General features: G+C 56.7%; 12 protein-coding genes. 2 read left to right on the forward strand and 10 right to left on the reverse strand.

Annotated features, from left to right (window positions below):
• Positions 1 to 6: 6 nt before the first annotated feature.
• From ABLV66_RS16310 to ABLV66_RS16325, 4 genes are all read right to left on the reverse strand, one after another.
• Positions 7 to 1,341 (reverse strand): MFS transporter, encoded by a 1,335-nt coding sequence (locus ABLV66_RS16310; RefSeq protein WP_320482618.1) that lies wholly within the window; start codon positions 1,339 to 1,341, stop codon positions 7 to 9.
• Positions 1,342 to 1,399: 58 nt separating this feature from the next.
• Positions 1,400 to 2,668: an MFS transporter gene (locus ABLV66_RS16315; protein ID WP_047043669.1), complete on the reverse strand. Its 1,269-nt coding sequence runs from the start codon at positions 2,666 to 2,668 to the stop codon at positions 1,400 to 1,402.
• Positions 2,658 to 3,713: an amidohydrolase family protein gene (locus ABLV66_RS16320; RefSeq protein ID WP_213797488.1), complete on the reverse strand. Its 1,056-nt coding sequence runs from the start codon at positions 3,711 to 3,713 to the stop codon at positions 2,658 to 2,660. Before ABLV66_RS16320 ends, ABLV66_RS16315 begins: the two co-directional genes overlap by 11 nt.
• 297 nt (positions 3,714 to 4,010) lie before the next feature.
• Complete coding sequence (locus ABLV66_RS16325; protein ID WP_047043673.1) at positions 4,011 to 5,201, reverse strand: MFS transporter; 1,191 nt, start codon at positions 5,199 to 5,201, stop codon at positions 4,011 to 4,013.
• A 170-nt stretch (positions 5,202 to 5,371) separates the two neighbouring features.
• Between ABLV66_RS16325 and ABLV66_RS16330 the strand changes: the two genes are divergently transcribed.
• A complete protein-coding gene (locus ABLV66_RS16330; RefSeq protein WP_045397858.1) occupies positions 5,372 to 6,253 on the forward strand; it encodes a LysR family transcriptional regulator in 882 nt (293 codons plus the stop codon).
• Here the strand turns inward: ABLV66_RS16330 and ABLV66_RS16335 are convergent.
• A complete protein-coding gene (locus ABLV66_RS16335) occupies positions 6,228 to 6,728 on the reverse strand; it encodes a DUF2938 domain-containing protein (RefSeq protein WP_512174182.1) in 501 nt (166 codons plus the stop codon). The genes ABLV66_RS16330 and ABLV66_RS16335 overlap by 26 nt on opposite strands.
• An 80-nt stretch (positions 6,729 to 6,808) precedes the next feature.
• Here ABLV66_RS16335 and ABLV66_RS16340 point away from each other — a divergent pair, with 80 nt between their 5' ends.
• On the forward strand, positions 6,809 to 7,207 hold the full coding sequence (locus ABLV66_RS16340; protein WP_020079217.1) for a helix-turn-helix domain-containing protein: 399 nt from the start codon (positions 6,809 to 6,811) through the stop codon (positions 7,205 to 7,207).
• Positions 7,208 to 7,262: 55 nt separating this feature from the next.
• Here the strand turns inward: ABLV66_RS16340 and ABLV66_RS16345 are convergent, their stop codons facing one another.
• The 5 genes from ABLV66_RS16345 to ABLV66_RS16365 all read right to left on the reverse strand — a co-directional run bounded on the left by ABLV66_RS16345 (position 7,263) and on the right by ABLV66_RS16365 (position 12,778).
• The gene (locus tag ABLV66_RS16345; protein ID WP_348876193.1) at positions 7,263 to 7,649 is read right to left on the reverse strand and encodes a VOC family protein; all 387 of its coding nucleotides are present in this window, start codon (positions 7,647 to 7,649) and stop codon (positions 7,263 to 7,265) included.
• A gap of 203 nt (positions 7,650 to 7,852) precedes the next feature.
• On the reverse strand, positions 7,853 to 8,812 hold the full coding sequence (flgL, locus tag ABLV66_RS16350) for a flagellar hook-associated protein FlgL (RefSeq protein WP_015704938.1): 960 nt from the start codon (positions 8,810 to 8,812) through the stop codon (positions 7,853 to 7,855).
• A 21-nt stretch (positions 8,813 to 8,833) separates the two neighbouring features.
• Positions 8,834 to 10,483, reverse strand: coding sequence for a flagellar hook-associated protein FlgK (gene flgK, locus ABLV66_RS16355; protein ID WP_015704937.1), 1,650 nt, complete (start codon positions 10,481 to 10,483; stop codon positions 8,834 to 8,836).
• 250 nt (positions 10,484 to 10,733) lie between these two features.
• Positions 10,734 to 11,678 carry a flagellar assembly peptidoglycan hydrolase FlgJ gene (gene flgJ / locus ABLV66_RS16360; protein ID WP_047077839.1) on the reverse strand — a complete coding sequence of 315 codons (945 nt, stop codon included), beginning with the start codon at positions 11,676 to 11,678 and terminating at the stop codon, positions 10,734 to 10,736.
• A complete protein-coding gene (locus ABLV66_RS16365) occupies positions 11,678 to 12,778 on the reverse strand; it encodes a flagellar basal body P-ring protein FlgI (protein WP_047065469.1) in 1,101 nt (366 codons plus the stop codon). The genes flgJ and ABLV66_RS16365 overlap by 1 nt, the downstream gene beginning before the upstream one ends.
• Positions 12,779 to 12,785: the final 7 nt, after the last annotated feature.

Consider the following 12,785-nt stretch of genomic DNA (forward strand, 5'->3'; position numbering starts at 1 on the left):
TGCTTATTAATGGGTGACCGGTTTTTCCTGACCGGCAGGCTGCGAGTAACGGCGTCCCATGATCAGCACCGCGATGCCGCCTGCCAGGCACAATCCAGCCAGCGGTAGCATCGCCAGCGTATGGCTTCCTGTCTGTTCGCTAATCACACCATAGGCATTCACCATCACCACTCCGCCAATCAGGTTGGCTATCGCGCCGATTGCCGCCAGCCCCGCAGCGGCTGACGTGTTGCTCATCCAGCCTGAGGCCAACGCCCAGAATGGCCCCTTCGCCGAATAAGCGCCAATTAATATGGTACTGAGAATAACAATGGTAATCGGCAGCGACAGATTGATGAACGCCGCGAACACGCCAGCCGCAATCATAAAGAGGGTGAGAGCCGTGTGCCAGCGGCGTTCATTGGTGCGATCCGAACTCCGCCCCCAGACAATCATCAGCACCGAGGCCAGACCATAGGGGATGGCATTGAGCAGCCCGGTAGTCAGGTTATCAAGATGGAAAGACTTCAGTAGCTGTGGAGACCAGACGCTAAGCGTGGTGCCAGCAGACGACGCGCCCGCGTATATCAGCGCCATCAGCCAGATTTGGCGATGCTTTAACAGTTGCCATGTGCTGATGTGACCGATCTGTTTCTGCTGTTGGCGCTCTGCCTGAAGCGTGTTTTCCAGCCACACTTTCTGCCGCTCGTTCAACCAGCCAGCCTGATGTGGGCGGTCACGCAGGATAAAAAATGCGGCTATCCCCAGCAGCACCGCAGGCAGCCCCTCAATGATGAATAACAGATGCCAGCCGCGTAACCCGAACCAGCCATCCAGCGTCAGGATCAACCCTGAAAGCGGTGAACCGATAAAGTTAGCCAGCGGAATGGCCACCATAAAAGAGGCAATAATGCGCGCACGGTAACGCGAAGGGATCCACCAGGTAAGATAGAGCACCACGCCCGGGAAAAAGCCCGCTTCCGCCGCTCCCAGCAGAAAACGCACGATATAAAGGGAGGTTGTATTTTGCACCAGCGCCATGCACATCGATACCACGCCCCAACTGATCATTATCCGCGGGAGCCACAATCGCGCGCCCACCTTCTGCATCGCCAGGTTGCTGGGAACTTCAAATATAAAGTAGGCGACAAAATACAAGCTGCTGGCGAAGCCAAAAGCCGCCTTGCTCAAGCCCAGATCCTCATTCATCTGTAGCGCCGCCATACCAATATTGCCCCGGTCAATAATCGAGACCAGATAGCTGACAATCAAAAAGGGCAGGATGCGCCAGATAACCCGCCGCATGGTCTCTTTTTCCAGCGCGTCGTTGTCGATAGCGCTATTCGGTAATTGATCGGTCATTGTTTCCTCGCAGGGTTTCATTATGTTTATCAGGAAAACGATGTAGAGATGAAATACGTTACTTCAGCTTGATGCCCCTGGTTTCCGGCGCTCGCCACACCACCAGCATCGCCGCAAGGAAGGCGACCACGGTCGTCGCCAGTCCCGCGGTGAAACCGCCGGCGTTGGCGACGGCGCCAATCAGTAGCGGCGCGATAAATCCGCCCAGCCGGCCACCATTGTAGGCAAGCCCCATCAGGAAACCGCGCGATGACGTGTCTCCAATGATTTCTGCAAGGAAGGGTCCCGATCCCGCAAAAATACCATTAACACCAAAACCGGCCATGAAAATCGCCACCATCAGAATGAAGGGTTGCGTGGTCACAAGGTAAAGCGCGACGGCAATGGCGCCCGTTAACAGATAAATCAGGAACATCGGACGACGTCCCCATTTATCTGCCAGCACCGAAAACACCAGAAAACCCGCGATGGCCCCAGCCTGCAGCGCAAGTACAAATTTCAGACTGTGCAGAAAATCCAGGTGTTTTACTTCTCGCAGATAGGTGGGTGTCCAGGTAAATACGCCCCAGAACAGATACTGAATAAAAAAGATAAAGACAAAGGCCAGCAGCAGACCTTTCAGATTGTGTTTACCCAGCTTCGCGACAGGTTGACTACTCGTCGCCTTCGCCTGTTGACGAGCAAGCCAAACCTGCGATTCCGGCGTGAACCAGGCCACCACGCTCATAATGAACACCGGTAGCGCGCCGATCATAAACAGATAGCGCCATGCGCCCTGCTCCAGGCCGCCATTAACCGAGCTCACGATTGCCGTCAGGCTGATGGCCAGAATCGCGCCAACGGGCAACCCCATTTGCATCAGCGCCCCGCCGCGCGCGCGCCGCTCTGGCCGCCAGGTTTCCGCAATCAGCGCCGCGCCCGATGTCCACATTCCGCCCATACCCAGCGCGCCGCAAAAACGTAAAAGCGCGAAATGTTGTTGATCGTGCGTAAAGGCTAACAGGCCGGAAAAGAGTGAATAGATGGCGATACAGGTCAGCGCCGTTTTTACACGGCCAATTTTGTCGGCGATAAAACCAAACAGGATCCCGCCAATAATCTGCCCCCCGGCCGTGACGCTGATAAACAGCCCAAGCTCGGTTTTATTAATACCGAACACCACGCCCAGTACCGGCAATAGCAGCGAAAGCAGGAAGGAGTCGTAGCTTTCAAATGTCCAGCCAAGGCCGCCCAACGCCAGCGTCCGCCTCTCAGCAACGCGTTGTGGCAATGTGTCAGGCGTCGATTTAGTCGCAGTAAATTGATTCAGCTCGCTTTTACTGGTCATTGATATTCTCCACAGAGGTTAACCGATAACAGGTTGCGGCAGTGCGCCAGAACAACTGCGCCTGTTCGCCAGGGGACATCTGTTGCGCCAGGCGTTTGCAGGCGTTCCAGAAAACGCCGTAGCTGAACATGCCTTTATCGACCGGAAAGTTGCTGGCGAACATGCAGCGTTCCGCACCGAAAAGCGAAACAATGGTCTCAAACCACGGTTGCCAGGCCTGTGCCAGCATTTGCGAATCCGGCGGTGTTTCTGCCGCTGCGAAGGGAAATCCCCTGACCGTCATACCAAATCCGCTAATTTTTACGCATACGTTCGGTAGTTCCGCCAGATGTCGCATACTGTTTCGCCACTGCTGAAACATGTCTGGATCCCTTTCTGAATAGGGTCCAACGCCGACTGGCCCGCCACAGTGATCGAGCACAATCTGAAGCGTTGGTATGTGCCGCGCCAGCTCGGCAATTTCATCCAGTTGCGTGTGGTAAACCCACACATCAAGCGACAATCCATTTTTCGCAAGGCAGAGAGCGCCCCGACGGAACGGGTCGCTCAGCGCCAGTCCTGCTGGTGGCGTAACCGGGCTGGACGTGACCCGCGGATCCGGATGCCAGGCCAGTGGATTACGCATTCCGCGCAACCGCCCGCCTGATAAAGCCAGCGCGCTCTCGATGGCAGGCTGCATCGCATCGCCCGCCAGCAAGCTAAGGCCGCCGATGATGGCTCCACATCCGAGAGCGTTTGCATAATGTCCGCTGGCGAACATCGCGGCTATCCCGCTGGCAAACTCGATTTCACCAAGCGGTTTCAGCGTTTCCGGCCCGTGGCGGCGCAGCATAGAGCGGCATTGCACGTAGACCGATGAGTAAACGCGATGCCCTGAGGTCTGGATATCGTCGCTGAACTCATGGGTGAGATAGCGTCCGGTTTGCCTATCCCAGAGATGATGATGCGCATCAATGATGGGCAGCTCGGGTTGTAGTGGCGCCTCACGATGTAACGCAAGCCACTCGTTTCTGACCGCAAGATGCGGTGCGGTAACGATCTCCATGAACACCTCGCTTTTGTTGTACTATGTACAACCGTGTTTTATTTTACAAAACTACTATAACGAGGCTGTCGCGTTTTTATCCAGTTAACGATTGGTTTAAATGATGTAAATAAGAGGTGAATCACAGATGTTTAAAGTCGGTAAAGAAGGAGAACGTTGAGAAAAAACAAAAACAAATTAAATTTCAATAAGTTATAAAATAACACCGCCCGTCGCAGCCAGATATCTGGCAAACCTTACGTCTGCCAGACCCGCTCACGTTGTCCATTTACCGATGACTATTCGATGAGTAAAGCGTTATATCGCTCTTGGGCTTTTCAGCTTCCAGACCAGCGCCATGCCGCAGATCATCGCCACCGCCGCCAGTAATGCCAGTGACGAAAGACCAAACCTTGCCGATACCAGGCCGCCGACAAGCGCGCCAGTGCCGATGGCAGCATTGAAAATAGCGACATATAAGGCGGATGCGGGTTGCGTCGCCTCCCCTGCGCTTTGTAGCAGCCAGGTTTGCAAGCCAACGAACACGATAGCCATGCCCGCGCCCCATATGCCGAGCAATACCGCGGTGAACCAAAGAGGAAGCGAGGACAGGCTCTTCATCCCCAGCATCCCCAGCGCGCCTGCGCTGAGCAGCAGTGATGTCATAATCAGCAACCTGATATGTCGATCGATGAGTTTGCCGGCGATGATATTTCCCAGCAGCCCGGAAAGTCCTGACATCAGCAGCAGCGCGGAAATCGCCGATGTCGGTATACCTCGGGTTTGCGTGAGCAACGGCTCAAGATAGGTGAAAGCTGCAAAATGCGCGGAAATAACGCAGGCTGTAGCGCCGAACAATGAAAGCAGTAGCGGATTCTTAACTATCCCAACGTAAACCTTCAGCCTCAACGGCTGCGGAGCCGCCAGCGTGGGAAGCGTCCAGAGCAAAGCCACGGCGGTGGCTAGTGAGAGCAGTGAAATCGCGCTGAATGCCTGTCGCCAGCCGACCATGTCGGCAATAAAGCTCGATAGCGGCACGCCCAACACGCTGGCCGCCGAAACACCGGCGAAAATCACCGAGGTGGCCAGCCCCAGTTTATCAACCGGTACCAGTTGTACCGCCACGGTGCCTATTAGCGCCCAGAATGCGCCATGCGCCAGCGCCCCTGTCATCCGCGCCGTCATAAATGTCTGCATAGTGTGCGACTGGGTCGCCGCCAGACAAGAAAATGCGAGGATTAACATCAACACAATCAACAACGCCTTACGTGAAATCCGGGCGGGGATCGCGCCGGCCAGTAAGGCGGCCAGCGCGGCTACCCAGCCATAAGCGGTGACGGCAAGACCCGCTCCCGCCTGCGACTGATGCAAATCGTTTGCCAGCGCGCTGAGCATACCGACCGGCGCCAGTTCGCTGGTCACAATCGAAAATGCGCTGACGCCCAGCGCAGCTACGGCGAGCCATGCGCGCATTGGCGTTGGGTTGGCCTGTAAAACAAGGTCGTTCATGTCTTCTGTATCCCGGTGAAAATGGCTGAAAAGGAGTTGGCTTGCCTGATACGCTAGAGTTTCCGCGTCGTTGCTTATTGCCTTCTCTTGAGGTGCAGTGCAGTATCATTCCAGGAGAAGTGATAAAACAGCCATGAAAACGGAGAGCCGTTTTCCAAAAATGGAAAATAATGAAAGCAGATTTTAACTGGGACGATACGCGGATTTTTCTGGCTGTGGCCCGCTCAGGTACGCTAAGCGGCGCGGCAGAAACTATGGATATGGGCATCGCAACCCTGTCAAGAAGACTCGACCGGCTGGAAAAATCATTGGCCGTCCCCCTTTTCAGCCGGCATCAAAGCGGCTACCGGCTAACGGATGATGGCGAGGCGCTGCTGGCGCGAGCAGAGGCGCTCGAGCATGCAGGGCTCGCTTTTGGCGAGACGGCGAGGCTGCAGGGGAATGTTGCCGGGCTGGTCCGGCTGGCTACCTCGGACAATCTGGCGGCGCATTTTATTCTGCCTTCACTCAACGGCTTGATGGAAAAATATCCCGACCTGCGGGTCGAGGTGCTCAGCGGCGTGCAATCCGTCAACCTGCATCGACGGGATGCCGATTTAGCCATTCGAATGGTCAAACCGGAAAGCGGCAACCTGACGCTGAAGCGTCTCGGGAAGGTGGGGTTTGGTCTGTACAGCGCCGATACCGGACAAGCAGGTTCTACCGACGTCGCGTTCAATCACGCTCACTACATAGGCTGGCCAGAATCACACCAGCATCTGCCCGCCGCGCGCTGGATAACTCGGACGCTTCGCGGCAGGCCGTGCCGGGTGGAAGCCAACACGCTGCTGGCGCAACTGTCGGCGGTTTCAGCCGGCCTGGGGTTGGGCGTGTTGCCACACTTTATGGCGCGAAAAAATGGCCTGCAGTGCGTGAATGCGGATATCGGCGTCGACCAAACCCTATGGCTGGTAATGCATTCCGATTTAGCCCACTCGCGGCGCGTCAGAGTGGTGGCCGATCATTTAATTGCCCTGTTTGATGAGATTAAAGATCAGCTGACATCGCCATAACTCTGTAAGCGCTCGCCGCCAGATACAGCCCGATGCCGTAGGCCAGGTGCGCCACCAGGCTCAGCGAACGCGCCAGCCACGGTCGGGGAGTCCGTGAGGCCGCGACGCCAAAACCAAATGCGGGCTGCAGGATCAAGAACGGCGCGAATAAGGTTACGACCCCTGACAGCAGCACTGTCGCCAGAGTGGGGGCATAAAACCAATCGGCGCCGCTCAACACAAGCGGCACCGCCGCAAAAGCGATACCGATCAGATAATGGCATAACCAGCCGATAAAACGCTCACCCTCTAGCGGAGGGGTTGCGGCGATGGTGTTATGCCGCACTTTCCCCCGCGAAAGCCATAACGCCCAGCGACCGACCAGCGCATAGTTCAGCGGCGCAATCTTGAGTATATGCTTCTGAAAGAGCGACCATAAATCCATGACTAACGTGGCGCCGAGGCCCGTCAGCAAAATTTGCACAGCAACAATCATCTTCAATTTATTCTTCCTTTTTATGAGCCAATGCTACTCTGTTGACCAGTGTGCAACTTAAAGTGAGGTTTAAGTCAATCATGAAAGAACTGGATATCCGCGAGGTCGCGACGCTGTCCGGCATTACGCCTTCAGCGCTGCGTTTTTATGAAAAGAAAGGTTTGATCAAACCGATTGGTCGTCATGGCCTGCGAAGGCAGTACCATGAAAATGTGCTGAACAAGCTGGAACTGATCGTGCTGGGACAGGCCGCCGGCTTTTCGCTTTCTGAAATAGCCGGGATATTTAACGCTGACGGCAAGATAGCCATTGATAACCAACGGCTTGAGCAGCGCGCGCAGGAAATTGATAACACCATTCGTCGGTTACAGCTGTTAAGCCAGGGGCTAAAACACGCTGCCCGCTGTACTGCGCCGGAACATATGCAATGCCCTGAATTTAAAAAAATTGTGGCGAAGGGCATTAGACTGTTTAAATGAACATCCCCGTATTGGGGCTTGCTGAGGAAGAATTAGCGCATTGAGGCGCGAGTCTTTATCCCCACGCTTTATTCTGGAGTACCACCCTGTAGCCATCTGGATCAACGAACGTTTGGCCATTGACATCCCAGTAAGGGTTAAAAGAATTCGTCAAGTTAAAGCCCGCTTCGCGCATTCTGGCGCAAGCATCCGACCACTCCTTCTTATCCGGGTAATACAGCACGAGTAAATCTTCCTCCGTCTGCAAGGGTTGCACGGGATGATACTGGCACCAGGTAAATTCTATATGCCAGCCGAGCCCCTGTCGCCCTAACATTATTCCATTAAAACCATCGTGATCGTTGAATTCAGCAATTTTGTGTAAGCCCAGTCCCTGGCAGTACATCAAACAGGACCGTGCAAGATCGGTGACGGGTTTGGCGATACGCATATGAGTAAACATCCTGGATTCTCCTGAAGAGGATACGGTGTGAAGGTTGGGATCCGGTTTGAGTTTACACGCTACGATGTGGTGAATTTGTCGCTGAGAGCCCACCCACTCTCTTCCCTAATCAGGCCCCCGAAAAAAAGGGCACCTCACCCCGCGTACACAGAGAGAACGGGATGTGGTGCCAAGGTGCTAAATGAAAAAGTGGATATTCGTGATTAGCGATTCATCTGAAACAGCGACATGCCCTGCATATCGCTGAAGGTTTTATAAGATGCCTGCAGCGCCGCCTGCTGCATAAAATAAGAAGAGATAGATTCCGCAAGGTCAGCATCGGTCAGGGCGCTCATCTGCAGCTGGTTGGTCATATCACGCTCTTTGCCGATGCTATCGAGCTGATCCATCTCCTGTAGCTGATTGCCCAGCTCAGCGCGCACGCTCAATACCTTGTTGTAGGAGTTATCGAGGCCGCGGTTGGCCTTCGCCAGCGCATCGTTCACCTGCTGTTTGGTGGCGTCATCGGCCCCCTGCAGCGGCGTTTTCAACGCCTCCAGCGCAATATCGATACTGGCGAACACATCGGCGACCGGCGCGCTGCCGTCCGGCTCCGGCTTCGGATTGCTGGTCAGCGCCATAAATACCGAATTACCGGTATGGCCGATGGTCATCGTACGGTTGGCGTCAACCTTCTGTTCCACGGTTTTATTGCCGCCCTGATAGCTAATCTTGCCGTTAGTATCGACAAACGGCGGCTTATCATTCTCATAGCCGCCAAACAGGTAGCGTCCGTTGCCATCGGTACTGTTGGCCTGGTTGAGCAGTTGATCCTTCAGCCCCTGTAGCTGGGTCGCCAGCGAATCGCGGTCGTTATCGCTCTCGGTGCCGCCGGCGTTAACAATCAGCGCCTTGATATCAGATATCGTCGAGGTGGCCCCGGAAAGCACGGTCTCTTCCATTGATACGCTCTGGCGGGCGAATGTGCGCGCCAGAGTGTACTGATTGTTCTCGGCCTGCGATTGCGACAGCATCACCGCCCGCGATGCCGCCAGCGGATCGTCGGAGGGATTAATCACCTTCTTGCCGGTTGAAAGCTGCTCGGCGGCCTTCATAAACAGCGACTGATTGCCGGTGATGCCGGTCATGTTCTGTTGGTACATCATGCTGGTGCTCATGCGCATGCTGTCAGTTCCTCAATACAATCAACGAATATTCAGCAGCGCGTCGAACAGCGAGCTGGCGGTCTGGATCACCTGGGCGTTCGCCATGTAGTACTGCTGGAAACGCAGGAGCTCGCCATACTCTTCGTCGAGGTTTACCCCGGAGAGCGACTGCTGTTGACGGGCCAGTTGGGTGACGATACTGGACTGCGATTCGCTGCTCACCTTCGCGGCGGCGGTCTGGTTGCCCACGCCGCTGACGATCCCGGCGTAGGCGCCGCTGAGCGTCGCTTTGCCATCCACCAGGTTTTTGGTCTGCAGGTCGAGCAGTTTTTTAGCGTTATCGTTATCGCCGCGGCCGCTGTCATCTTTACCGGCGGCGGCGATTTTCGCTGAATCGGTAATCGCCACTTTCAGGTTGCCCGCCACGTCGCTGACCGGCTTCACCGTAAAGCTATCTTTCTGCTGCGGGTTGCCATCAATACTGACTTCGAGACCATCAAAGCTCAGCGTCGGGTTACCGTCTGCATCTTTACCGGCGGTGGCGTTGACTTTGACGTTGTCCGGCAGACGGCTGACCTGCCAGTTGGCGCCGTCATACTCCACGCGGTAGTCGTTGGCTTTTACCTTGCTGGTATCGGTATAGGAGACCGACAGCGAGGCATCGCCGGTATTGCGCGTGTTATCAACCACCCGCGCGCCGCTGAAACTGAAGAAATCGCCCCCCTGCTCACCGTTGAGATCGAAGCCCTCGCGGTGCTGCTGGTTAAAGCTATCGGCCATCGCCAGCGCCAGTTGCCCGAGCTGATTGCGCACGCCGTCCAGCGTCTCGCTGCGAAAACGCAGCACGCCGCTCAGGCTGCCGCTGGTGATCTGCCCTTCCGGCACTTCGCTGGCGCCGCTGCCGCGGTTATAGCCGAGAGTCAGGCGCGAAGGGTCGCTGCTGGAAGGGATCGCTTCCACCTGATAGCTGTTGTTGCCCTGCACCAGGGTCAGGCCGTTGGCGAAGGAGACGGTATAAGCGTCGCCGTCCTGCTGGGTTACCTGAACGCCCACCAGTTGGTTGAGTTCGCTAACCAGCTGATCGCGCTGATCGAGCAGCGCGTTCGGTTCGCCGCTGGCGCTGCCGCGCAGGCGGGTAATCTCATCGTTAAGACGGGCAATCTGCTGGCTATAGCTGTTAATCTGCTGGGCGGTGTCGTTAATTTGCTGATTAACGCCGCTGTCCATGTCGCGCAGATATTTATCGGTATTATTAAACTGGTTGACCAGGCCGTTAGCCTTACCCAGCACCGTCTGGCGCGCCGCGTCGTCGCCGGCGTTGCTCACCAGGTTCTGCAAATTGGTGAAAAAATCCTGCAGGCTCCCCGACAGGGTATTAGTTTTGCTGGCCAGCAGATTATCGATCTGCGAAATCTTTTCGTAGTAGGCGTTCTGCGAACCGGCCGCGCTCTGCGCGCCGCGCAGCTGATTAGTGATGAACTGGTTATATTCGCGGTTGACGCTGGTCACGGTCACGCCGTTACCGATAAAACCGTTCATAGTGGCCAGGCCGCCGTTTTGGGCCAGAATCGCCGTCTGCCGGTTATAACCCGCCACGTTGTAGTTAGAGATATTGTTGCTGACGGTACTGAGCGCCACCTGCGCCGCATTCAGTCCGCTCATCGCCGTATTGATTAAGCTATTGGACATCAGGGTTCCTTATGCTGCCAAGTCAATTCGCTCAGCTTGCCCTTGTTATCGGTCAGAGAAGTAAAAACTTGAGTAAATCTGCCTGCAAAATTCCGCAGCCGCTTTTATGCCGGATGGCGCTACCGCTTACCGGGCTACAGCACTGTGCGATGTGGTAGCCCGGACAAGGCGCAATGCGCCGCCTCCGGGAAAACATATCGCAGCAGAATTAACCGGGAGCGCGAGCCGGGAGAAGGCGCGACCTTCGAACCTAGAACAGATCGTTAATATCTGCGGCATAGGCTTTCACCGCCTGCGCCCCGGCGTGCTTCATCTGCTGAATCACGCTGACCAGCTTGCTCGCGTACTGCGGGTCGGTGGCGTAGCCCGCGCGCTGCAGCTCGTGCGCCGCCTGCTCCGGAGTGGACGCTTCGGCAACCGAGGCATAACGCGGGTTGTTGGTCAGCAGCTTGACGTAGTCAGCAATCGCCGAGAAATACGAATCGTAGACGCGGAATTTGGCCTTCACCTTCTTCGCCACCCCCTGTTCAAATTCGGTGGTGGTGATCTCGGTAACCGGCCCCTTCCAGTTGCCCCCGGCCTTAATACCAAACAGGTTGTAGCTCGGGGTACCGTCAGCGGTCGGGATTTCGCGCTGCCCCCAGCCGGATTCCAGCGCCGCCTGGGCGACTATCAGCTGATGCGGGATCCCGCTGCGCTCACTGGCGGCACGCGCCGGCATTGACAGACGGGCAACGAAGTTGCCGTTGTTTAGCGATAGCGGCGCGGCGGCTGGCGGCGCTTTCGGTACCGCCCGGCGGATCATCTGCTCCAGCGCCTGATTCGGCAGCGTCTGCAGCACCTCATTATCCAGCGCCATCGGCGCGGTGCCCGCCGTTTCGCTGGGGACCGCGTTGGCACTGCTCATCTGCTTGACCATCATGTCGGCCAGCCCTAATCCCTTTTGCGACATCTGCTGGGCAATCTGCTGATCGTACATCGAGGTATAGAGCCGGGTCTGGTCACTGCTGAGTACGCCATCCTGCGGTAGCGCGGCGCGCATGCTCTTTAGCATCATCTGTACAAACATGCCTTCGACCTGCTGCGCCACCTGTTTGAGGTTGCCCTGCGGATCGGCGGCGGCATCGCGCTTCAGGCCGTTCAGCGCCTGGGCGTCATAGGCGGCGCCCGACATCGCCATAACATCGCTGGCCATTAGATAATTTCCAGTTTGGCGCGCAGGCAGCCGGCGCTTTGCATGGCTTGCAGAATAGACATCAGGTCGATTGGCGTCGCCCCCAGCGCGTTCAGCGCGCGCACCACGTTGTTGAGATTGGCGCTGGCGTTGATTTTCTGCAGCGAACCGCCCTGCTGCTGCATTGAAATCTGGGTATTCGGCGTGACCACCGTCTGGCCGCCGCCGAACGGCGTCGTCGGCTGGCTGACGCTGGTTTGTCGGTCGACCACCACCGACAGGTTGCCCTGAGCCACCGCGCAGGAATCAAGAATCACCTCGCGATTCATCACCACCGAACCGGTACGCGAGTTGATGATCACTTTGGCGTCCATGGCGCCAACGTTAACGTTGATATTCTGGATCTCAGCGAGGAAACGCACCTGCGAGCTATTGCCCTGCGGCACCAGTACCTGAATGGTACGCGCATCGAGCGGCGATGCGGTGCCGCCGCCGCGCTGGCGATTAATCGCATCGCTAATCTGCTGCGCGAGGGTGAAATCTTCATCATTGAGCTGCAGGTTGAGCACCCCGCCGCTGCCGAAAGTAGTCGGCAGTTCGCGCTCGATGGTGGCGCCGTTGCTGATGCGTCCGCCGGCCAACTGATTGACCTGTACGCTGCTGCCGCCCGCCGCCGCGCCGGCGCCGCCCACCAGCACGTTGCCCTGGGCCAGCGCATAAACCTGGTTATCCACCCCTTTGAGCGGCGTCATCAGCAAGGTCCCGCCGCGTAGGCTTTTGGCGTTACCCATTGATGAGACCACCACATCGATATTCTGCCCCGCGCGCGCAAAGGGCGGCAGCTTCGCCGTGACCATCACCGCGGCGACGTTTTTCAGCTGCATGTTAGTGCCCGGCGGCACGGTAATGCCGAGCTGCGATAGCATGTTGCTCAGGCTTTGGGTGGTAAACGGCGTTTGCATGGTCTGGTCGCCGGAGCCGTCGAGCCCCACCACCAGGCCGTAGCCGATTAAGGCGTTATCGCGCACGCCCTGTACCGTCACCAGATCGCGAATACGCTCCGCCGTCGCCGGTAAGCTGGCCGCGCCGATTAATAGCGCAAGGATGAGTTTTTTAACCATGTGAATC

Source organism: Klebsiella sp. CN_Kp073, from assembly GCF_040065495.2.
In the GTDB taxonomy this organism is placed as follows: Bacteria; Pseudomonadota; Gammaproteobacteria; order Enterobacterales; family Enterobacteriaceae; genus Klebsiella; species Klebsiella aerogenes.